The sequence below is a fragment of the Dokdonella sp. genome, assembly GCF_039926425.1.
Classification (GTDB): Bacteria; Pseudomonadota; Gammaproteobacteria; order Xanthomonadales; family Rhodanobacteraceae; genus Dokdonella_A.
Genome location: NZ_JBDSWZ010000166.1, coordinates 1 through 22,209 on the forward strand (window position 1 = coordinate 1; position 22,209 = coordinate 22,209).

General features: G+C 66.0%; 13 protein-coding genes. 6 read left to right on the top strand and 7 right to left on the bottom strand.

Annotated features, from left to right (window positions below; genetic code table 11):
- From ABIV12_RS09790 to ABIV12_RS09800, 3 genes are all read left to right on the top strand, one after another.
- On the top strand, positions 1 to 803 hold an 803-nt coding region (locus ABIV12_RS09790; RefSeq protein ID WP_348058718.1), incomplete at its 5' end, for a hypothetical protein.
- Positions 804 to 1,042: 239 nt separating this feature from the next.
- Complete coding sequence (locus tag ABIV12_RS09795) at positions 1,043 to 1,594, top strand: ECF-type sigma factor (protein ID WP_348058720.1); 552 nt, start codon at positions 1,043 to 1,045, stop codon at positions 1,592 to 1,594.
- A 2-nt stretch (positions 1,595 to 1,596) separates the two neighbouring features.
- The gene (locus tag ABIV12_RS09800) at positions 1,597 to 4,395 is read left to right on the top strand and encodes a protein kinase (protein ID WP_348058722.1); all 2,799 of its coding nucleotides are present in this window, start codon (positions 1,597 to 1,599) and stop codon (positions 4,393 to 4,395) included.
- Between the two features lie 101 nt (positions 4,396 to 4,496).
- On the opposite strand, the gene ABIV12_RS09805 is transcribed toward ABIV12_RS09800, so the two are convergent.
- From ABIV12_RS09805 to ABIV12_RS09820, 4 genes are all read right to left on the bottom strand, one after another.
- On the bottom strand, positions 4,497 to 6,611 hold the full coding sequence (locus ABIV12_RS09805; protein ID WP_348058724.1) for a hypothetical protein: 2,115 nt from the start codon (positions 6,609 to 6,611) through the stop codon (positions 4,497 to 4,499).
- Between the two features lie 59 nt (positions 6,612 to 6,670).
- Entirely contained in the window at positions 6,671 to 8,209 is a 1,539-nt protein-coding gene (locus ABIV12_RS09810; protein ID WP_348058726.1) for an FG-GAP repeat protein, read from the bottom strand.
- Positions 8,210 to 8,414: 205 nt separating this feature from the next.
- Positions 8,415 to 8,780 (bottom strand): DUF805 domain-containing protein, encoded by a 366-nt coding sequence (locus ABIV12_RS09815; RefSeq protein ID WP_348058728.1) that lies wholly within the window; start codon positions 8,778 to 8,780, stop codon positions 8,415 to 8,417.
- Between the two features lie 205 nt (positions 8,781 to 8,985).
- Complete coding sequence (locus ABIV12_RS09820) at positions 8,986 to 9,486, bottom strand: hypothetical protein (protein ID WP_348058730.1); 501 nt, start codon at positions 9,484 to 9,486, stop codon at positions 8,986 to 8,988.
- Positions 9,487 to 9,851: 365 nt separating this feature from the next.
- Here ABIV12_RS09820 and ABIV12_RS09825 point away from each other — a divergent pair, with 365 nt between their 5' ends.
- Both ABIV12_RS09825 and ABIV12_RS09830 read left to right on the top strand, forming a co-directional pair.
- The gene (locus ABIV12_RS09825; protein WP_348058732.1) at positions 9,852 to 12,074 is read left to right on the top strand and encodes an EAL domain-containing protein; all 2,223 of its coding nucleotides are present in this window, start codon (positions 9,852 to 9,854) and stop codon (positions 12,072 to 12,074) included.
- 172 nt (positions 12,075 to 12,246) lie between these two features.
- Positions 12,247 to 13,842 carry an FAD-dependent oxidoreductase gene (locus tag ABIV12_RS09830; protein ID WP_348058734.1) on the top strand — a complete coding sequence of 532 codons (1,596 nt, stop codon included), beginning with the start codon at positions 12,247 to 12,249 and terminating at the stop codon, positions 13,840 to 13,842.
- A gap of 37 nt (positions 13,843 to 13,879) precedes the next feature.
- On the opposite strand, the gene ABIV12_RS09835 is transcribed toward ABIV12_RS09830, so the two are convergent.
- Positions 13,880 to 15,655, bottom strand: a complete 1,776-nt coding sequence (locus ABIV12_RS09835; RefSeq protein WP_348058736.1) for a hypothetical protein — start codon at positions 15,653 to 15,655, stop codon at positions 13,880 to 13,882.
- A gap of 209 nt (positions 15,656 to 15,864) precedes the next feature.
- Here ABIV12_RS09835 and ABIV12_RS09840 point away from each other — a divergent pair, with 209 nt between their 5' ends.
- Positions 15,865 to 16,353 (top strand): hypothetical protein, encoded by a 489-nt coding sequence (locus ABIV12_RS09840; RefSeq protein ID WP_348058738.1) that lies wholly within the window; start codon positions 15,865 to 15,867, stop codon positions 16,351 to 16,353.
- A gap of 47 nt (positions 16,354 to 16,400) precedes the next feature.
- On the opposite strand, the gene ABIV12_RS09845 is transcribed toward ABIV12_RS09840, so the two are convergent.
- Positions 16,401 to 19,232 carry a protein kinase gene (locus ABIV12_RS09845; protein ID WP_348058740.1) on the bottom strand — a complete coding sequence of 944 codons (2,832 nt, stop codon included), beginning with the start codon at positions 19,230 to 19,232 and terminating at the stop codon, positions 16,401 to 16,403.
- A 114-nt stretch (positions 19,233 to 19,346) separates the two neighbouring features.
- Positions 19,347 to 22,139, bottom strand: coding sequence for a tetratricopeptide repeat protein (locus tag ABIV12_RS09850; protein WP_348058742.1), 2,793 nt, complete (start codon positions 22,137 to 22,139; stop codon positions 19,347 to 19,349).
- Between the last annotated feature and the right edge of the window lie 70 nt (positions 22,140 to 22,209).

Below are 22,209 nucleotides of genomic sequence, written 5' to 3' on the forward strand. Positions count from 1 at the left end.
CGATCCGCGCGTCCGACGACGCCGACTGCGGCAGTGACGTCCCCGGCATCGTGATCCACGACGACGGCATGCCGGAAGATGGCTACACCGACAGCTCCGGCTTGTTCCCGATCGTGTCCTATGTCGACCGGTTTACTCCGTCGTCTTATCCGGCGACGATCGGCAGCGCCTGCGTTTCGTTCCTGACCAACGCGAGCGAGCCGACCAGCCAGAATTTCCAGCTGGTGGTCTACGACGATACCGGCTTCGACGGCGCTCCCGGCGCGCAGCTCGCCGCAGTGAATGCAACGGCAGCGAATATCCCGAACCAGGCGGTTGCATCGTTCGTGAAAGTCGATCTCGGCGGGCTCGGCATCAGCATTCCTTCCGGCAGTGTCTACATCGGCGTCGCCTTCGATCCAAATCAGCCCGGTGGCGTGTACATCGCGTCCGACGTGACCGGTACTCCGAACGCGGGCAACGGCTACCACATGCGCGGCTCATCCGGATCACCGGGTTCCTGGGACCCGACGATCGACCAGTTTCCCGACTATCACGCATTGCTGGTGCGCGCAGTGCTGCAGCCCGATCACTGTGCCTCGTCCGGGGATCAACCCTGGCTGACGGTCAGCGTGGGCGGCGGCTTGGTGGGTCCGCATGACGCGCAGTCGATCACCGTGACGATCGATCCCTCACAACTGACGATCGGTGACCATGCAGCAACGCTGTGTTTTGCGAGCAACGATCCGGCCAGCCCGCGCGTGGTCGTGCCGGTGATGATCAGTGTCGGCGACTCGATCTTCGCGGACGGATTCGATCCGTAGCGATCGATCGCGAACTCATCGAGCGTTCGGTTTTCGACGGCTTTGACGAAGCGATGCTTCGACGAAGCCGTTGCAGCACATCGCCTCTGCGCCCGCCACGCGAGCACGCTGCGGGGTCCGGACCCGCGATCGGCTGCGTAGTCGCATAGCCGGCCCGGAACGCGGCAGGCCATGGCGCCGCCCCGAGAATTGCCGAACGCGGTCCGGCGTGGCACCGTAGCGGCGATGCGGGGAGCGCCGTGGCAGAAATCACAGAACTGATCGGGCTCGCCCGCGACGGAGACCAGGTGGCTTCCGAGCGCGTGTTCGCGCTGTTGTACGACGAGCTGCATCGCCTCGCTGCCGGCCAACTGCGTGGCGAGCAGGCGATGCGCGCAACGTCTCTGGTGCACGAGGCGTATCTCAAGATTGCCCATCATGGCGCACTCGCGGTGAACGACCGCGGCCACTTCTTCGCGGTCGCCGCGCGCGTGATGCGGCAGATCGTGATCGACCACGTGCGATCGCGTTCTGCGTTGCGCCGTGGCGGTGACCTGCATTTCGCGCCGCTGGAAACCACCGCGATGCAAGCGGCCTCGCAGGATCGCGATGAGGAAGTGCTGGCGCTCGACGCCGCACTTGAACGCCTCGCGGAACTCGACGCGCCGCTCGCGGCGCTGGTCGAGATGCGCTTTTACGCGGGACTTGAACTGTCCGAGATCGCGACCGTGCAAGAACGGTCGGAGCGTTCGTTGAAGCGGGACTGGCGGCGTGCGCGCGCGTTCCTGCAACGCGAAATCGCCGGCGTCTGACGATGACGGCGTCGCCGCAGGAAAGCCGCTGGACTCTGGTTGCGGGTTGGTTCGACGAACTCGCGGACCTCTCGTCGGCGCAGCGCGAAGCGCGACTCGCACAGATCGCGCGCGAGGACGCAGCCGCAGCGGCGGACGTGCGTGCGCTGCTCGAGGCCGACGCGAGCGAGGTGGGACTTCTCGACGAAGGGATCGCCGCAGCCGTCTCCGGGCTGCCGATGGGCACGAATGCCTCTGCACCCGACGATGGACGCGCCGGACCCTATCGATTGCTGCACGCAATCGGCGAGGGCGGAATGGGTGCGGTGTTTCTCGCCGAACGCAGCGATGGAAGTTACGAGCAGCACGTTGCCGTCAAGCTGATCAAGCGCGGCATGGACAGTGTTGCGATCGTGCGTCGCTTTCTGCGCGAGCGGCGCATCCTCGCGCGACTCGCGCACCGGAACATCGTGCGGCTTCTCGACGGCGGCATCAGCACCGACGGTCGCCCGTTCTACGTGATGGAGCACGTTGATGGCGTCTCGATCACCGAGTTTGCAGCGCAACGACACCTCGATGTGGCCGGGCGCGTGCGGTTGGTGGCGGCTGTTGCCGAAGCCGTCGCATACGCACACACGCAACTGGTCGTGCATCGCGACCTGAAACCCTCGAATGTGCTGGTCGACGCGGCGGGCGAACCGCACGTGCTCGATTTCGGCATCGCGAAGCTGATCGAGGAAAGTGGCGAGCAGACGCTGACCGGCACCAACGCGCGCGTGCTGTCGCCGGCGTACGCGGCGCCGGAACAGGTTCTCGGCCATGCGATCACGACCGCGACCGATGTGTACGCACTTGCCTTGATGTTGTGCGAATTGCTGGTCGGCCATCTTCCCCAGCCGAGACGTGCGACAACACCAGCGCAGCTGGCGCTGGAAGTGACGCACGAAACGACCGATCGCGCGAGCGCGCTCGCGTCGCGCCTGTCGCCTGCACGTGTGGCGGAACTGTATGGCGCGCGCCTTGAGGTGCGCGACCTCGGTCGACTGATCGCTGGCGATCTCGACGTGATCATCGCGACAGGCCTGCAGCGCGATGCCGCGCGCCGCTATCCAACCGCGGCCGCATTCGCTGACGACCTGCGTCGCTGGATCGACCGGCGCCCGATCGATGCGCGCGCGGACTCGACGACGTATCGGATCGCGACGTTCGTACGCCGTCATCGATTTGGCGTCGCCGCCGCCGCAGCGGTCGTCCTCTCGCTGATCGTTGGCTTGGGTGCCGCGTTGTGGCAGATGCGGCAGGCACACCGGCAGGCGGATCTCGCGCAACAACACGCCGCGCGCGCCGAACGCGTGAAGTCGTTCCTGGTCGATGTGTTCCGCCAGAGCGACCCGCTCATCGCGCAAGGTGCGACGTTGAGTGCCGCAGAGATCCTGCGACGTGGACGTGTCGGACTCGCAACCTCGTTGTCCGGCGACAGCGACATGCGCGGCGAGCTGCTGATGACGATCGCGGAGATCCAGTCCAATCTCGGCGAGCGAACAGACGGACTCGCTACAGCCGAAGAAGCTTTTCCGTTACTGGTAGGCCGCCTTCCAGACGACGATCCACGCGTCGCGTATGCCTATTCGGTCCGTGGAGCGCTGTACGACTATCTCGACCGGACGGACGAGTCCGTGCAGGATCTGCGGCATGCGCAGGCGATCCTCGGACAGGATCCAGTGAGCAACGCCGATCGCCTTGATCGGGTGGACACCAATCTGGCCTTCGTCCTCAACAATTCGCGGACGAGCGATGCGGCCGTCGCATTGCAGGAAAAAGTGGTTGAGCGCGTGCGGGTGCGGCTCGGAGAGGAAAGCACCGCACTCGCCGACAGCCGGATCTCGCTGGCCTTGCTGCTCGAGGACGCCGGTGACTACGTGCGCGCCGGGACAGAATACCGGCACGCGCTGCCCGTGTTGCTCGCCGGTGTCGGCCCACTTGCGCCGAGAGTGTGCGAAGCCGAGCGCAACTACGCGGGCCTGCTCGACCGTCTTGGCAACGGTGCGGAAGCGGAGCCGCGCTTCCTGCGCGCGCTGCGCTGCACGGAACAGCTTTACGGCACGATGTCGGTGCCCTACGCGCGCACGCTTTTTTCGCGCGCGATCCTGCTGCTCAACGCGCGCCGCTACGACGCGGCCGAAGCCGATTTCCGCCAGGTTCTCTCGATTTACAGCGACACGACCGACGACGTCGCGCATGCGCACCGGTACCTCGGCCGGGCGCTCGACGAGCAGGATCGCCATGCGGAAGCAGCGAGTGAATTCGCGATCGCAGAGCGGCTGTACCGCAAAATCGATCAGCCGAACGACGTGCAGCGCTGGCGCGCGCGCGCCGATTACGGGTATGCGTTGTTCCGGGACGGGAACGTCGCAGGCGGCCGGTCCGCGATAGACGCGGCACTGGCCGGCATGCACGAGTTGATGCCGAAGGACGACCGGTTCGAGATCATGCGGCCGTTGCGGGCCCTCGGCGAAGTCGCACGCACGCAGGGCGAGTTCGAGGTTGCCGCCGCCGCGCATCGGAAGTGGCGCGCGTTGGCGCTGACGTTGTACGGCGCGCGATCGCGCGAGGCGTATCAGGCGAGCTATCAGCTGGCGCTCGATCTCGCACGGATCGGCGGTGCCGCTGCGCTGGCCGAAGCGCAGACGCTCGCGAAGGATGCGATCGATCCTGCGCGGGCCGACGCGGCCCCGGAGTTGGCCGCGATCGAACGATTCCATTCGCAGATTGCGGCGGCGCTCATCGGACCGACGGCGAACGTGCCGGTCGGATCCGACTGACCGCCGAAGGCGGATTGCGGCTTGCTCGACGAGCGACCGAGTGCCGCTCGTTGGCTCGTGAGACGGCGAACGGAAGCCGGACGTGTCACGCGTCGGCGGCGTCACTCCAGCCACGGGTTGCGCAGCGGCTCGATCGTCTTTGGATCGACGCCCGTCGCGATGCGTGCGAGCTGCGCTTGGATCTGTGCACGGATCAGCCCATCGACGGGCACCTTGTTCTGATCGAGCATTCGACGATACGCACGCGTCGCATTCGCGCCGTCGCCAAGCCGGAGATACGCATTGCCGAGCTCGGTGCCGGCGTTGACCGACTGCGGCTGTACGGTCGCGACTTCCTCCAGGCGACTGGCGATCAACGCCCAATCGGATCCGTCTTCCTTGTAGATGTGATCCTGGACCATCTCGTACAGGCTGCCTGCGCGCGTCTGCGGCCGGACCTGATGGCCCCTCCAAACGCCGACGTTGCCGAAACGCGCGACGAACACCATGTCCTTGAACACCAGCGCGGGATCCCAGTCCCACTGCGGCTTCGGCAGCGTCGCTCCCATCGGATACAGAAACCAGCCGTCGTAGATTCCCTGCACATTCGTGTCCTGCAGGCTCTCGACGCGCCGGTGGTAGTTGAGACCGGCCGCGCGCGTCTGCACCTCACCCATCCAGTAGTCCGAGTACAACGGCTCCCCGGTCGCCGCGATGTTCGCGTCGTGGAAGCGGCGGATCTCGCCGAAGCGCTGGCCGAGATCGAGTCCTTCGTTTTCGAAATAGCGGTACGCATTGGCGCTGCCGCCAACGAGTTCGTTGTGGTACTCCCACAGGCGCGGTTCGCGAATGGTCATCGCGATGGCCGCGACCAACAATGCCGCGATGGCCACACCTGCCGCGCGCGAGCGACGCTGCCACGCCATGGCGATCGTGCCGCCGGCAAGGATCGACGTGCCAACGATGATCGGCATCGCGTGCCGCGCGCCGCCCCACACAGCGCCGGAACCGATCAGCGCGAACAGGTGAAAGGTGCACGTACCGAGCAGCATCAGCAACAGCCAGCGCGTGCCGGTCGGCAACGTTGCGCGCCAGAGCATCGCACTGCCAAGCAACGCGAGCGCCAACAGCGCGAGAGGAAGCTTGGACAGGATCACCGCCGGCCAGGCAAACCACGGCATCGCTCCGTGGTGCAACGTGCCCCAGATGAAATGCTCGGCGATGCCGCGTCCTTCGACGCCTGTCCGCACGGTATCGGCAAGTCCCCACAGGTATGCGCGGGGCAACAGCTGCCATTGGTCAGCGAAGGCGATGGCAGCGCGCCAGTGCGCAAGCTTCAGTTCGGCGATCTTGTCGGGCATCGCGCGATTGAACGCATCGTGGCCATCGGCCGACGCGTGGAAGTGAAAACCGTAGTGCGCCCACAACACGACGACAGCGACGACGGCAACGAGGACCAATCGACCCAGTCGCGCAAGCACGCCGCGAAAACGACGGTCGCGCCAACCCGAGCCTGCGCCGACAAGCAGCACGAACGCGATCCCGCAGAGCCCTGCCAGTGCCGAATGCTTCGCGGCGAGTGCAAGGCCCGTCGCGATGCCGCAGGCGACCGCCCAGCGCCATTGCCACTGCGTGACGAGTAGCGCCGCCGTGGCGACGGCGATCATCAGCGTCAACGCGAGCGGGAGATCGGTCATCACCACCGGCAGATGCGCACCGATCGTCGGCTCGATCGCGATGAAGGCCAGCGTTCCAGCAGCCCATGCCCAGCCGCAGGCGCGCCACAGCAGCAAAGCGAGGGCAACGAGCAACACGCCGTGCAGGCCCCACATCGCAGCGCGCGCACGTGACTGCGCAGCCTGTGCGTCGTTGTCGTTGAACATCGTCTCGTCAACCCACATGCGCTCCTGCGTTTTCTCGCTGAGCACCTTGTCCGGGCGCAGTACGAAGTCGGCAGGCATCGATGCGCCGACCCACAGCTTGGCCAAGGGCGGATGCTCGGGATTCAGATGGAAATCGCCAGTGCGCACATAGGCGGTGCCGGCCACTACATGCCAGGGTTCGTCGACCGTGAAACTGTCGAGATGCGTGCCGATCGACGAACGAACAACACCGAGGATGACGAGCAGCAACAACGCGATCACGCCAGCGAAGCGGCGTTGCAGCGTCGACGGTATTGCGGGACCGTCGATGCTGCGAAACGCATTGTCGATAGGCGCCCCCGTGATGGTCGTCATGTGGCTCCCCCAGCTCTGCGCGTCGCGTTCGACATCAAGCGGTCGCTGTGTCGTTGCGCCTAGTCAAAGCTGTCGACGAAGAGGAAGTCGCTCTGGTAGATCACCTGCACCGCGCCCGCTCCGTCCGCCGCGCCAACCTGATGACCGGGGACACCGATGGCCAGGTCCAGTTCGCCGTCGCCGTTGTAGTCGCCGCTGGTGATGCTCGCGCCGAAGCCGTCGCCTTCCTGTGCCGGTGCGGCGGCGAGCGGCCCGGCGAGCAGCCATCGCTGCGCCTTCAAGGCGTCGAGCGCGTTGGTCCCGTACGGCACGATCCACAGCGCTCCGGCAAACGCCGCCCCGCCGTTCGCGCCGAACGGAAGGCCGATCACGAGGTCGTCACTCGAACTCGGAACACTGCCGAAGTGGACTGCCTTCAGCGACGTGCCAAGCAGCGCGGGTCGCAGTGCGCCGCCTGGAAACAGATCCTCATGCAACCACGTGCTGCCCGCCGCGTTGAGTCCCGCGTCGGTGCCATGGAGCACTGCAACCGCTCCCGCACCGCTGACGCCATCGATCGCCTCGAACGGAACGCCGATGGCGAGATCGAACTTGCGTGATTCGCCGAGCGGCGTGCGATCGAAGTCGCCCGCCGCGAGTGCGTACCCGAAGCGGTCGCCCGCTTCGCACGTGTCCGTGACACCGCTGGTCGCCTGGTTCCAGGACGTGGCACCGACGCCGGCGAGTCCACCTTCGTTGTCATTGCCACGCAGCACGACCACGCCTCCGGCCGCTGCGGCGCCTGCGCACGTCGCGCCCGGGATACCGATGGCCAGGTCGTCGACGGTGTCGCCGTTGAAATCGGCGGCAGCCAGCGAGAAACCGAATTGTTCGTCGGGCTGCGGTTCTCCACCGAGGCCGTTGTTCCCGCGAAAAAAGACTTCGGCGCCGATGGACGACGGTCCCGCGTTCGAGCCGTAGACGATCATCACGACGCCTGCATTGGACTGCGCCGGAAAATCGTTGCCAGGGATGCCGACCGCCAGATCGGGCAGGTCGTCGTCATTGAACTGGCCGATCGCGAGCGCGGCGCCGAGGTGATCGCCCGCATCTGCGCTGCCAGGATATCCGGCCGACCCCTGGCGAATCGTGTGCATCACCGCCCACGTGCCGTTCGGCGACCGGTTGAGGAAGAACACCGCACCCGCGCCATCGGTGCCCTGACTGTCGCCGGGTACTCCGACCACCAGTTCGTCATCGTCGTGCACCAGGTCGAAATCGCCCGCGACGAGCGCGACGTTCGGACTGGCGGCGGTCGGCGGAACGGTGGGAAGGACCGCCGTTTCGAACAGGAAAGGAACCGCGCCTGCGGTTCCGATCCGCCAGAGGTTGCCGCGATAGATGCGGATCACGCCCGGATGCTGGCGGTCCGCGACGGCGAGGTCGTCGAGTCCGTCGCCGTCGAAATCCCCGCTGGCGGTCGCGACACCTAAGGCATCCGACTCAGGCGCGATGTCCTCGGTGTTCTCGATCGCGACGTTGCCGACCACCGAGAGGCGATTGCGTGCCTCGGCGGGCGCGGCGCTCACGACCATTGCGATCGCGAGGCCGGTCGACATCGACGCGGCGTGCCAAATGGTCGCAACGCGACGGACGTGCCGCGCCGTTCCGGGCGGAGCCGTTGCGTCCGCGCACGTGTGCAGATGCGACAGGGGGAAGGGAAGGCGGGCAAAGTCCATGGTCGTCTCGTCGCGCATCGGCATGAGTTGGAAGGTGAGTCACACGCCGAACCGGCATGCGGCCGGTCCGACGCTTCGCGACCCGTCAGTTCGGCGCGGTGCCGAAGCGGTTCGATCCAGGGCCGCCCGGCAAAAAACCGTTGAACACCAGTGCGACAAGCGTGCCGACGGCGGGCACCAGGCCGATCAGGATCCACCACGCGGACTTGTCGACGTCGTGCCAGCGCTTGGCCTGGATCGCGAGGGCTGGCCACAGGAAGATCAGTGCGACGAGTCCCAGAACGATGCTGACTCCACCGCTTGCAGCGGCGGCATCGGGCGAACTGATCGCACTCATGACGCTCAGCGCGCCCATGCCGCCAAACAGCAGGATCGAAACGACAACCAGCCCCCAGTACGCGCCGCGGCCGACGCGACCGTCAAACGAAAAGAGCAGCGATTTCCAGTTCACGAGGAATGTCTCCCGATGGTCGATGCACACGGCGCGTTTGCCGCGTGCACCGGTGTCCACGCAGAAGCGTGCGGACAGGGGCCATCGGATGTCGCTGCCGCGCTTTCATTCACGTCCATATCCACGCGGAGCGGTGTTGCGCACGACGGTGGCCGGGCTACGCACGTGGCACGGCGCAAATCCGGCTCCGGCCGATGATGTGCGATTACTTTGCGGCGGCGGGAAAGGCTTTCACCAGCGTCGCATCGAACGTTGCCTTGATGTCGACGCCACTGTTTTTGTAGGTCAACGTTCCGGCAAGGCGATCGGGAGTGTGCGTCGAGAGTTGCAGTGAAGACGTCTCGATCATCCCGCTGTATTGCATCGGTTTCACATGTGCCCAGTAGGTTGTCGGGCCTTCGGGATCGAGATCGATGCGCAGTCCGTCGCTGGCGGCATACGTCGCGCAGTCGGCATCGTCACACGCGTCGATCTTCGCGCGCACATCCTCGCCGGTGAAGATCAGTCGTGTGGTGGTTTTCTTCGCGTCGAACCGGTCCGGACCGGTAACGTAATAGGCGTGCGTCAGCACGATCGCGAACGGTTCGCTCTCGCCTTGCAGCGTCATCGTTCCCTTCGCCATGTCGGTGGGGGCGGCGCTGGCCAACGCAGTGCCGCAAGCGAGTGGCGCGAACAGCAGATACGGAAACAGGGCTCGAACGGTCATCGGAATTCCTTTGGGATGGAGAAGCAGGGCGCGTCGGGACACGTGCGCTTTGCAGCTCGCGCGCCCCACTCTTCTTCCACGTACGAAAGCGATGTGCGGGGCCAGAAGTCGACGTCCATTCCCCGCGTGATGCACCGGCGGGACTTCTCCACGTGCGCGTTGATCGCGCCCGAACTCGTTGATCGCAAACGGTGATCGCCGGTCTGACCCAAAGTCCCGCCGCCCACCGTCGGGAGCAATGCTTACATTCGCAACTAGTCGTTGTTACAGTCGGTTGGCCCCGTCCTGCGAGCCGGTCGGTGGTGGCGTGCGGAGACGCGGGAAAGGGAAGGCGCGCGGAGCCAAGGGACCTCGAAGGGGCAGCGATGGACGTTCAGTGGCGGCGCAACACGTTGCTTGCGCTCGCCTGCGCGGCGTTGTTCTGTGTGGACGTTCCGTATCACGCGCGCTTCTTCGGCGTCGATGTCAGCGCGTCGCTGGTGCACCTGCACGCGGGCTTCCTGTTCGCCGTCGCGGTGCTGTACCGGCAGCGTTCCGTGCTGATCACCTGCGCAGTGGCGGCACTTGCGGCATGGGCACTCAAGGCGCACCTCAACGGACAGCTCACTGCGGTTTCGATCGGCTACGGTGTGATTGCGACGACGATCATGGTTGCCGGCCTGCTGGTCGCTGCACGCTGGCTGCTGCCGGCAGGGCCTGCGACGTGGACCTTCGCAGTGGCCGACATGCCGCGTTTTGTTCTCGTCGGCATGATCCTGTACCCGTTGCTGATGGCGGCACTCAACCTCGTGCCGAGCAGTGCTGCGCGCGATGCACCCTTGGCAAATCTGCTTGCCAGCCGCGTGAGCCAGATCTGGGTCGCGAAATTTTTCGGTGTTCTGGTGATCGCTTTTCCGATGATCGTTCTCGGCACGCATCGTCGCCTGGCGGTGCCGGCCCTGTGGTTCCTCGATGCACTCCCGTGGCGCCTGCTACTGGTCGGCGTCGTGCTGCCCGTACTCGCAGGTCATTACATGCCGCGCAGTGCCGTCGATGTGGACTGGCTGCTGGAAGCGCTGCTCGAATATCGCCTGCTGGTCGTCGCGCTGGTGGTGTGGGTCGTGCTGCGATTGCGCCTCGCGTGGAGCATGCCGGTTCTGGTGATGACGCAGTTCACCTTCGCTGCTGCGCTGGCGCGCCATCTGGATATCGCAGGCCATCGTCCCGAGCTCGCGGATGTTCTTGGCATCGCCGCCGAATGCCTGGTGTTCGAATTGCTCGCGCTGTTGCTGCTGCTCTACAGTCGGGACCGCGAGAACTCGGCGAACCGGCACGAACGCGAAAGTCTCACCGAACCGCTCACCGGCTTGCCGAATCTGACGGCTCTGCGGCGACAGAGCGCGCTGCATGGATCGCCGCCGGTTGGATTCCTGCTGCTCGACCGCACCGAGAAGATGTCGGCCGGCCTTGGCCTGCGGGCGCAGGTCGCGCTGCCGTGCTGGGCGGCGACATTGCTGTGCGATCTGGTCGACACCTACTATATCGGCGAAGGCCAGTTGGTGCTGGTGCCCATCGGTGCGCCCGCCGCGCCGACAACAGTGGCGTGGGAGCAGGTGCTGCGACGTCTGCACGACGGTCAGTTCCGCTGGATGGAACAGCGTGTGCGCGTGCTGCCGTACATTGGCGTCGCCGGCACCGAACTCGAGGGCGAACCGCTCGACGAACGCATCCAGCGTGCATGCGATGCGGCGATCGAGGCGCGCGATCGCGGCGAAATGCGCGTCCTTCCGGCAACGCTCGAGGGCGGCGACCAGCACAACGTGCACCGTCGTTCGCTGCAACTGTCGACCACCGTGCTTGCGCGCATCCGGGCGGCCGAAATCGAGCTGTACTTCCAGCCATTCCTGCCGCTGTCCGCGCGGCTGCCGCGTGATGCGGTGGCCGGCGAGGTGCTCTGCCGGCTGCGCAACGACGGCGGGCGACTGATGCTGCCGAATGAATTCCTGCATGAGTTGCAGGCCGATCGGCGCATGGCGGAGCTCGACCTCGCGGTGGTGCGCCACCTCGACCATTGGCTGCGCGAACATCGGCAAGGCCTGCCGGACATCGGTCGCCTCTACATCAACATCGGCAGCCAGTCGCTTGCCTCGCGGGTTTTTTCGCACGACCTGCTCGACCTGCTCGACCGGTTCGCTCTGTCGCCGGAGCGGCTGTGCTTCGAGGTGACCGAAACCGCCGCGATGACGCATGCGCGCGAATCGGAAAGCCTGCTGGCCGCGTTGCGGGAGCGCGGATGCCACATCGCGGTGGACGATTTCGGTGTCGGCTACCAGTCGTTCGAGCGACTCAAGCATGTTCCGCTCAACGTGATCAAGATCGACGGCAGCTTCGTGCGCGACATGGGTCGATCGTCGCGCGATCTCGAGATCGTGCGCGCGACGGTCGCGGTCGCACGTGCATTCGAAGCGGAAACCGTCGCGGAGTGGGTCGAGGATCCAGTCACGCTGGATGCGTTGCGCGAGCTTGGAGTTGACTGGGCGCAGGGATTCCATATCGCGCGACCGGCACCGATCGACACGTTGCTGCTGCGCCAGACGATGGCGGGGTGAGTGCAGCGTTCGCAAACACGCGGATGCGCGCGTCACTGATCAGCCGCTCCGGGCCGCAAGCGCATCAGACGTGCCGGCGCTTCCAGTCGGATCCGATCGAGACACGCGGATGCCCGCTGCGCCGATTCGCGCTACGCTCTTCCCGCCGGCAGCACCTGGGGAGGACACGCGCATGGCACGTACACCGTGGGTGGATCTGTTGTGCCGCGCTGCGCGCGTTGCAGCGCATGCGCGTCGCAGCGGCGAGCCGCTGGACGAGGCGATTGCGCGGGAACACGACCGACGCGTCGATCGCGCGCGCCGGCGCTTCCTGCAGCAATCGGCGGGAGCGTCCGCCGCATTGATGCTTGCAGCGTGTGCGCATGCGCCGGTGAATCCGGTGAGCGATACCGACGATGTCGTCATCGTCGGCGCCGGCATCGCCGGGCTCACCTGCGCGTGGCGACTGCGGCAAGCCGGTGTGCGCGTGCACCTCTACGAGGCACAGGAGCGCATCGGCGGGCGCATGTTCAGCCTGCGCGATCACTTTGCCGATGGTCAGGTGTGCGAACTCGGCGGCGAGCTGATCGACAGCGGACATGCGCGCATCCGCGCACTCGCGGCCGAACTCGATCTTGCGCTCGACGATCTCGAACTGGACCCGACGACGGCGTTCGGCGATCTGTGGTTTGCCGACGGGCGTCGTTACAGCGAAGCGGAAATCCTCGCCGCGTTCGCGCCGATCGCGGACGCGATCGCGAGAGAGGTCGCCACGCTTCCGGACGATGTGGACAGCATCACCTACGCGGCGCCGGCCGGTGCCCATGCGCTCGATCGCGAGACGATGAGCGGCTGGCTGGATCGCAACGGCGCGTCCGGCTGGCTGCGCCGCCTGATCGAGGTTGCGTTCACGACCGAGATGGGGCTCGAATGTGGCGAGCAGTCGGCGCTCAATTTCCTCACGTTCATCGATCCGTCGACCACCCGGTTCCGCATCTTCGGCGAAAGCGACGAGCGCTTCCACGTGCGCGGCGGCAACGACCGCATCGTGCACGGCCTGGGCGCAAAGCTCGCCGATGCGCTGACCACGGGATCGGTGCTCGAAAGCCTCCGTCAGGACGCCGATGGCGCATTCGTGCTGTCGTTCGCGCGTGGTGCAGGCGCCTTCGACATCCGCGCACGTCAGGTCGTGCTGGCGCTTCCGTTTACCACGTTGCGCAACGTGCGGATGCAGGCTGCATTGCCGGTCGCGAAGCAGCAGGCGATGCGCGAACTGCGCTACGGCACCAACGCGAAACTGATGATCGGCTTCAACGAACGCGTCTGGCGCACGCGCCACGCCAGCAGCGCCAGCACCTACAGCGACCTGCCGTTGCAGACGACGTGGGAAACCAGCCGCATGCAGGCAGGGGCGTCAGGCATTCTCACCAACTTCGTCGGTGGTCGCCACGGCGTCGACATCGGAACGGGCTCGGCGAAAGAGCAAGCCGATGCGACGTCCGGTCAGCTCGAAGCGATCTTTCCGGGCATCGAATCCGCGCGCGCCGGTGCGCGTGAAGCGCGCTTCCACTGGCCGACGCATCCGTGGACTCTCGGCAGCTACGCCTGCTACACGCCCGGTCAGTGGACGACGATCCGTGGAGCCGCCGGTGAATCGGTCGGTCGACTGCATTTCGCCGGCGAGCATTGCGCGCTGGCAAACCAGGGGTTCATGGAAGGCGGTGTCGAAACCGGCGAGTGGGCGGCGCAGTCGGTACTCGCGGCGGCTGGACGGCGCGCCGCCGCGTGACGTCCGCGAGCGTCCGCGCTCGCGGATCGGGAGGCGCTCACTCGAATCCGTTCCTGAAGATCTCGTCGACCACTGCGCCGGCTTCGTAGGCGCCGAAATCGTACGGCGTCGACGGCGAGTTCTTCACGTACGGTCGACTCGCGCCGTCGAGGTCCACCGTCGGTGGCGGATCGTTCGGATCGTTCGCCGAGCCCCAGCGATCGACCGCCGATGACGTCAGCAGGATGTGATAGTCGCCATTGTTTGCGTTGACGAACGGATCGAACAGGTTCTGGATGTTCGTGCCGGCTGCGAAGTTGACGTACTGCGTGCCGATGTCGCGGACGGTCAGGCCGACGCTCGTGCCGATCAGGTAGGCGGCCACCGGATTGTCGTTTGGTTGCACGAACAGGCTGTGCATGATTTCAAGCGACGCTGGCGGGATCGCCACCGTGAACATCTGGTTGCTGCTGATTGAGTTATTGGCAAATGTGCTGTTGGTGATGCGCAGGTCGTTGGAAATCGTGAAAGCCAGTTGCTGTACTTCGTTGTCGGCGAACAGGCTGCTGTCGATCTGCGTGTAGCCTGCTCCCCCGATCAGTCCGCCGGCACGGTTGCCGCGCATCCGCGCGCGGTTGAGGATCACGGCCATCCCGCCCGTGCTGCCGGCCGGCGACGCGTCGATGATCGAGCCGCCAATCGCGTGGTTGTTGTCGATCGCGTTGCATTCGAGCCCCGGCGCACAGGCGGGAATCGTCGAACCGACTTGCGTCTGTGCAAACTGGATCTGCGTGTCGACATTCAGGCCCTCGCCGCTTGAGAATGCATACACGACCGCGCCCTCGTAGGATTCGTTGTCGGTCATGATCGTGTTCTCGAATCCGGCGAACGACAGGATCTGCCTGTTCGATCCGATGGCGGACAGATAGAACGCTCCGCCCTGGCTGGTCGCCGCGTTGTGCGCGACCACCAAGGGCTGCTGGGCGCGATCGTTCCACAGCAGGATTTCGTACGCGCCGGCGCTGCCGACCGAGTAGTAGACGCCGCCACCATTGCGCTGCGCAAAGTTCGAGCCGATGAAGTCGTTGGTCGGCGCGCCGTGGTCGCTCACCAGAATGTTCGAGTCGATCGCGTAGATGCCGCCGCCGTTGCCGGTATTCGTTCCGACCGTGCCGTGGGCGATGTTGCCGAGGATGTTGCTTCCGCCCGATATCGAGACGTCGACCTTGCTGAGATAGAGGCCGCCGCCGTTGGCGGTTGCGCTGTTGCTGTTGATGCTTGTGCCGATCAGGTTGAGCTTCATGCGGAACACGTCGTTGCCGCTGACGAACAGACCGCCGCCGTAGTCGGCGTGGTTGGAGTAGATGAGGACATCACTGAGCGTCAGCGGCCCGGCGGCCACCGACGTCACGGCTCCAGAGCCGTTCTGGATGATCAGATGCAGCAGGGTCAGCGGGCCGTTGCCGCTGTGGACGAACAAGGGTCCGTTCTGCACCGCGCCGCTGCCGTCGATGGTGGTGCGCCCGGTTGAAATGCCTGCGCTGCAATTCGCGAAACCGCCTTCGATGATCAATCCGTCCGGGTCGTGGTCGATGACCGTCGTTTGCGCAGTCCACGTACTCCCCGATACCGCGATCAGTTCCGGTCCGGACACCTGTCCTGCCGCCTGCACCGCGGCGGCGATCGAGTGGAACTGGCAGGCGGAGTCCGACGCGGGCCCGACCGTCAACATTGCCGACACGGTCGTGCTCCATGCGGTGCCGACGATCGTGGAGATCGCCACGATCACCAGCGCGAGTCGGCGCGGGAGGAAGCGGTTGGTTGCAGTCTTCATGGCACTCTCCGGAACCGCCAGCGATGGGGCGGACAAAGAAAGGAAACGCTGCTTCATCCGGATTCAGGACACGTGGCCTGCGAACGACAACGAGGATCGACGGAGGAGAGCGACCGGCCGCTCATTTTGTGAAATGATCTTCACACCAGTGGACCGAAGAGCGTCAGTTGATGCGTTGGGCGATGCGGGAATGGATTCGGGGAGCCGCAGTGAGGCATGTGATCGTGTTCTTCGCAATCGGCCTCGCCGGGGTTTTCGTCTGCGTGACCGGCGTCAATTTGCCCGAGATGGTTGCGTCCCATTTCGACGCCGCCGGCGCAGCGAATGGATTCACGCCGCGCGCGACCTATCTCGGCACCATGTTGCTGCTTGTGACACTGTTGCCAATCGCGCTGGGTCTCGCGGGCCGAGTGGTCGCGGTGTTGCCGACCCGGTTCGTCAACCTGCCGAACGCGGAGTTCTGGCTGGCTCCCGAGCGCAAGGCTGCGACCCTCAGGTCGCTGTCGGCCTTTCTGGTGGTGCCCTCACTGCTGACGTGCGCGTTGATCTGCTTCGTGCATGCGCTCACGGTGCGTGCGAATGCGTTGCAGCCGGCGCACCTCTCAACGCCGGCGATTACTGCGGCGCTTGGCGCATCTCTCGTCGCGACGCTCATCTGGTTGTTCATGCTGTGGCGGCGCTTCACGCGACTCGACTGACGCGATCGTCCGGCAGCAGACGATGGGCTGGCGGAAAGCGCTCGGGTTCAGCGATCGGGCGTTCCACAGGTCGGCGCTTCGCGAAGCGCAGCGAGCGCGTCGGCGAGCAACGGGTTGCGATCGACGCCACTCCCGGATGCGGGCGGCCACACCGCCGAGAGGATGTGGCGCGCCCCGTCGCAGCGATGCAACCGTGTTTCGGCAACCGCCTGCCACAGCCGCGCGTTCAATAGATACGGCTGTGCTGGATCGACCGCAACACCCGCGTGGTCGATTGCGCTCTGAAGGCGCGCTGCAGCGAGATCGGCGCGTCCGTCGGCAAGATCGATGCGTGCCAGCGCGACATGGGCCGACAGCAGTAGCGGATTCCATCGGTACGCGTCGTGGTCGATCGACCGGAGCGCGTCGCCGGTGGTATCGCCTTTGCATGCGGGAGTTCCGGGCGCGCTCCGACAAGCGAGTGCAAGCAGCGCAAGTCCGTGGTTGTGCAGATACGCGGGATAGCCTGCGCCGAGCCGATGCACGCCGATTGCGAGTTCGGTGGCCGCTTCGCTGGCATGCCCTTCAATCAACAGCACTTCGCCCAGCGCGATATCGGTGCGGCCCTGCCATGTGGGGGGAGCCTTTTCGGCGAGGAGGATTCGTGACGCAGCCAGTGTCTTGTGCGCCGCGTCGAGGTCACCGGACTGCATCAGCGACAACGCCTGCAACCGCAATGCCCGGCCGGTCGTAGCGCCGGGTGTTTCATCCGCGCCGCGCGCGAGATCGACGGCATGCGTGCAAGTCGCTGTCGCGATGGAGGATCCCGTCACGAGCTCGACCAGGCAATGTTGCTGGATCAGCTGTACATGTCCGGCTGACGGCTTGCCGCCGAGCTGGTCGAACACCGCAAGCGCGCTGCGCAGATGGACGCGTGCCTCGCCCAGATTCCCCATCATCATTTCCGACGCGCCGAGGCTGGCAAGGCGCACCGCGTTGCGCGCGAATTGCGCGCTGCCATGCTTGATGCCCTCGGCATAGGCTTGGCGATAGGCATCGACCGCTTCGGCAAATTCACCCGCACCATCGAGTGCGAATGCGAGATTGGACGCGCCACCGGCAGCTTCCTCGCTGTCGACCCCGTAGGCCGCAATCCGTGCATCAAGCGCAGCTCGCTCGTGCGCGAGCGTGGCGACCGGGTCGCCGCGATCATTGCTGACGGCGGCCAGCCCGTCCTGGACGCGAATCCATGCATCACCGCGCACATGCGCCGAGCGCAGCCGTGCCTCGGCGTCGCCAAGCAGATTTTGTGCGGCGACGTAATCCGAGCGACGCAAGGCCGCCGTGCCGCGCGCGACGGCAGCATCGAGCGCGCGTGGATCGTCGCTGCCGAGCGCGCTGTCGGCGACGGTGCCGGCGCGATCCGCCAGCTCCTGCATCCGCTCGCGTTCGTTGAGGAAGTCGTACAGGCGCGAGAACATCAACAGGAGGTCGACGCGTTCGGCGGCACCGATGGTTGTTGCGGACGTCACGCGCTCCGCGCCCTTGTCGACCAGTTCGGTCAGGCTCGGCTGCTGGCCCTTGGCGACGCCCTCGCGAATCGGCTCGAACATGCCCTCGATGAAGTCACGTACGGTGTTCGCGCGAGCCGCCTCGCGGCGCGCCACACCGGCTTGCCACAGTGCCACGCCGAGTGCGGCGAACAGCGCGAGAAGGAACAACGCGGTGGACGCGACGCCAACGCGGTGGCGCGCGATGAACTTGCGAACGCGATATCGACGCGACGGCGGATGCGCGTTCACTGGCAGGCCAGCGAGATACCGCTCGACGTCGTCGGCAAACTCGCCAGCGTAGCTGTAGCGTCTTTCGGGTTCGGTCGCGGTCGCTTTGAGGACGATGTTGTCGAGATCGCCGCGCAGCTGGCGCCGCACCGTGCGTGCCGATTCCGGCATCGACTCGGCAGACGTCCCGACCGTCACGCGCGACGAAGGCGTGCGCGTGTCGCCGTGCTCACGCCGACGACCGGTGAGGAGTTCGCAGAGCAGGATGCCGAGCGCGTAGACGTCGGTCGCGGTGGTGACCTGCCCGCCGCTGAATTGTTCGGGCGCGGCATACGCCGGCGTCATTGCGCGGTGAAGCGTGTGCGTTGGATCGGTGTCGTTCCTGTCGAGCAGCGTGGCGATACCGAAGTCGAGCAGTTTGACAGCGCCGTCGCGCGTGACGAGAACATTGGACGGTTTTAGGTCGCGGTGCACGATGAACGCGCGGTGCGCCGCATCGACTGCGCGGCACACCGCGACGAACAGTTCCAGGCGCCGGCGCAGGTCGAGAGACCGGTCGCGCACGTGCTCGGTGATCGGCGTGCCGTCGATCAGTTCGAGCGCGATGTACGGCACGCCCGTTTCGGTCACGCCGCCTTCGATCAGATGTGCAATCCCTGGATGGCGCAGTTGTGCAAGCGCGCGGCGCTCATCGCGGAAATGGCGTCGTTCGTGTTCCGCGTAGAGTCCGCGTCGCAGCAGCTTCAGCGCGACTTGCTGATACACGCCCGAATGCTCGCGCTCGGCGCGATAGACGATCGACGAGCCGCCTTCGCCGAGCTGGTCGAGCAGCGTGAACGGGCCAATGCGCGTCCCGGCTGCCGGCGCGGGCGTTTCCGTCTCGATGTCGCCGACCCGCTCCAGCAGGTCATTGAAGGGGCGATCAAGGACCTGCGCGTCTTCGGTGACGTCGGCCGCGAGCATCCGCTCGACCGCCGCGCGCTGCGCCGGCTGGTGGCAACGGGCGTCGAGGTACGCGACGCGTTCCTCGGGTGCCAGCGCCAGCGCGGCCTCGAACAGCTCGCGCAACGGCGTCGTGTCGGGGAAGCGATCGGTTGCGGGAGGACTGGACTCGGACACGGCGATCTCGCGCGGAACAGCGGAAGTGTAGCGACGTGCGGATGGCGCTGCGATGGACTGTCCGGTGGCGGAGTCAGGCGGTTTGCCCGCCACCATTTCGACAGCGGCCCAGGGTCAAGGCGGCATGACAGCCGCAGACAGCGAGTCGATGTAGGTCTGCAGTTGGGTCCCCAGCGCCGGGCGTTTGCCTCCTGTTTCCCGATCGACCTGGCTCAGAAGATCGCGTGCCGTCGCGTCGTCTCCGCGCCGATGTGCAATGTCTGCAAGTGCTGCGCGTGCTTCGACCCGTTCGGGTGAGAGGATTCCGGCCGGCGTCGTCACGCTTGCGAGCGCTTCGTGCAGGCGACGTTCCGCGTCGCTGTCTTCGTGGCGGTCGATGTGGGTACGCCCGAGCGCGACCAGCGTGACCGCGCGCCATTGCTTCGGCGCATCCGGCAGTTTCTCGCGGTAGAGACGATCCGATTCGGTGAAGGTTGCGAGTGCGGCATCGAGTTTGCCGCCGTTTCGCTGGAGGCTGCCGAGCTTTTCAAGCGCCGAACAGATCTGGCCGTAGTCGGGCTCGGGCAAGCCCCGCAATGCATCGATCGCACTTTGAACCAGGCGCGCGCCGGTGACGGAGTCGCCCGACCTGCCGACGACGTTGCCAAGGTTCGCGCGGTAGATGGCGATCTTGCGGACGTTGTCGGGGATCCGTTCGGAGATCGCGATCGCCGAGTTGAAATGTTCGATCGCCGGTGCGGTCTGATTGGCCATCGCGTAGGTGTATCCCAGCGTGTTCTCGCTGGTGGCGACGCCCGGGTGGTCGGGGCCGAGCGTCGCGCGGTCCATTGCCACGATGCGTCGTCCGAGGGCGATCGCCTCGTCCAGGGAGCGCGAATCAATCAGCACCTGGCGCAGCGTGTCGAGTGCATCGGTGCGGCGGACGTGCGGGTCCGGCACGCTCGCTTCGACGATTGCCAGCGACTCGCGCGCATAGCCTTCGGCAGCATCCAGATGCCCGAGGCGACGATGCGCGCGCGACAGGCTCTGCAACGTATCGGCGATGTCGACGTGAGGTCCGTCGAACAGCGTGCGCTGCAGCGCGAGCGCTCGCTCGATCACCGGAATCGCTGCTTCGTCGTGTTGGAATGCAGCAAGTGCATTGCCGCGTGTCAGCTGCACGACGACACGCGTCTGGGGGGTGCATGCATGCTCGCACAGTTCCATCGCGCGCTGCGATTCATCGAGTGCGCGTGCCTGTTCGAATCGTTCGACGCCGAGGCGCGCCGAGGCGGACAGCACGCGTGCGCCGAAGTCGGCGTCGCGGCTTCGGTCGGTTTGCGCCAACAGTGCGTCGATCAGGATCCGCGCCGGTCCATGTTGGCCAGCAGCGGTCTGCGCCTGCGCCAGTTCGAGCGCCGCCATCGACGTGGTGGGGTGTGACGGGCCCAACGCCTTCAACGCGGCCTTCCAGTTTGCGTCGAGCAACGCCACGCCGCCGTCCATGTCGCCCTGTGCGCCGAGCACGCGTCCGAGCGTTGAGAGCAATTCGATCCGCACCGCGGAGTCGAGCGAGGTCGAGCGATTTGCGTCGACGATCGCTGCACGCACCACATCGGTCACCGACGGCGGTGCAAGTCGTGGACCCGCCGGCTCCGCCGCGCTGAACACACGCAGCAGAAAATCGCGCACGCTCGCCGAGCGCTGCGCTTCGGCACGCGCAACGCTCGCCTGCCACAGGGCAATGGCCAACGCCGCGAGGATCGCCAGCAGGAACGCGACGGTGATCGCGACCCCGCCCCGATGTCGCGCGACGAATTTGCGCGTTCGATAGCCGACGGACGGGGGGTGCGCGACGACCGGCTGGTTGGCGAGATGCCGCTCGAGATCAGCGGCGAGCATCGCCGCGGACGCGTAGCGACGCACCGGTTCTTCGCACGTCGCTGTCAGCACGATGTTGTCGAGATCGCCGCGAAGTTGTCGTCGCGTCTTCTCCGGCGGCGACGGCAACACGCCGGGTCCGGTATCGAGACTGATCTGTGAGGACGGTGTGCGCGTGTCGCCGTGCGAGCGCCGATGTCCGGTCATCAACTCGCCAAGCAGGATGCCGAGCGCGTAGACATCCGTCGCGGTGGTGATCGGACCGCCATTGAACTGTTCCGGCGCGGCGTAGGCGGGAGTCATCGCCCGGCTGTGCGTGTGCGTCGCATCGTCGCCGTCGGTGTCGAGCAGTTTGGCAATGCCGAAGTCGAGAAGCTTCACCGCGCCATCGCGGGTGACGAGGACATTTGAAGGTTTCAGGTCGCGATGCACGATCAGTGCGCGGTGCGCGGCGTCGACCGCGTAGCAGACGGCGGTGAACAACAGCAGACGGCCGCGCAGGTCCAGCGCGTGCTCGCGCACGTGGTCGGTGATCGGCAGGCCGTCGATCAATTCCAGCGCGATGTAAGGGACGCCGGCATCGGTGACGCCGCCCTCGATCAGATGCGCGATGCCGGGATGGCGCAGCTGTGCGAGCGCGCGGCGCTCGTCGCGGAAATGGCGACGCTCGTGTTCGGCGTACAGGCCGCGCCTGAGCAACTTGAGGGCAACCTGCTGGTGCGCACCGGAGTGTTCGCGCTCGGCGCGAAAAACGACCGACGACCCGCCTTCGCCGAGCTTGTCGAGCAACGTGAAGGAGCCGATGCGGGTGCCGGGCGGTGGCATCGGTGCCTCGATCTCGGGTTCACCGACGCGACCGAGCAGGTCATCGAACGGCTGATCGAGAAGCCGTTCGTCCTCGCTGCGATCGGCCGCGAGCATCCTGTCCACCGCGAGGCGTTGCTGCGGATCGGCGCAGCGCAACTGCAGATAGGCGGCGCGCTCGTCGGGCGCGAGCGCGAGCGCGCCCTCAAACAGGTCGCGCAACGGGAGTGGCGGAATGCTCATCGCGGGTCGGTCGGCCGTGGGTGTCCGGAGTCGTCTCCAGCGTGAAACGACGAAAGCGCCGCGATCAGGA

Coding starts and splice junctions, on each gene's coding strand:
- ABIV12_RS09805 (WP_348058724.1), bottom strand. CDS start 6,611: ATGACGACCATCACGGGGGCGCCTATCGACAATGCGTTTCGCAGCATC.
- ABIV12_RS09835 (WP_348058736.1), bottom strand. CDS start 15,655: ATGAAGACTGCAACCAACCGCTTCCTCCCGCGCCGACTCGCGCTGGTG.
- ABIV12_RS09800 (WP_348058722.1), top strand. CDS start 1,597: ATGACGGCGTCGCCGCAGGAAAGCCGCTGGACTCTGGTTGCGGGTTGG.
- ABIV12_RS09825 (WP_348058732.1), top strand. CDS start 9,852: ATGGACGTTCAGTGGCGGCGCAACACGTTGCTTGCGCTCGCCTGCGCG.
- ABIV12_RS09810 (WP_348058726.1), bottom strand. CDS start 8,209: ATGTCGACCGGCCTCGCGATCGCAATGGTCGTGAGCGCCGCGCCCGCC.
- ABIV12_RS09820 (WP_348058730.1), bottom strand. CDS start 9,486: ATGACCGTTCGAGCCCTGTTTCCGTATCTGCTGTTCGCGCCACTCGCT.
- ABIV12_RS09850 (WP_348058742.1), bottom strand. CDS start 22,139: ATGAGCATTCCGCCACTCCCGTTGCGCGACCTGTTTGAGGGCGCGCTC.
- ABIV12_RS09830 (WP_348058734.1), top strand. CDS start 12,247: ATGGCACGTACACCGTGGGTGGATCTGTTGTGCCGCGCTGCGCGCGTT.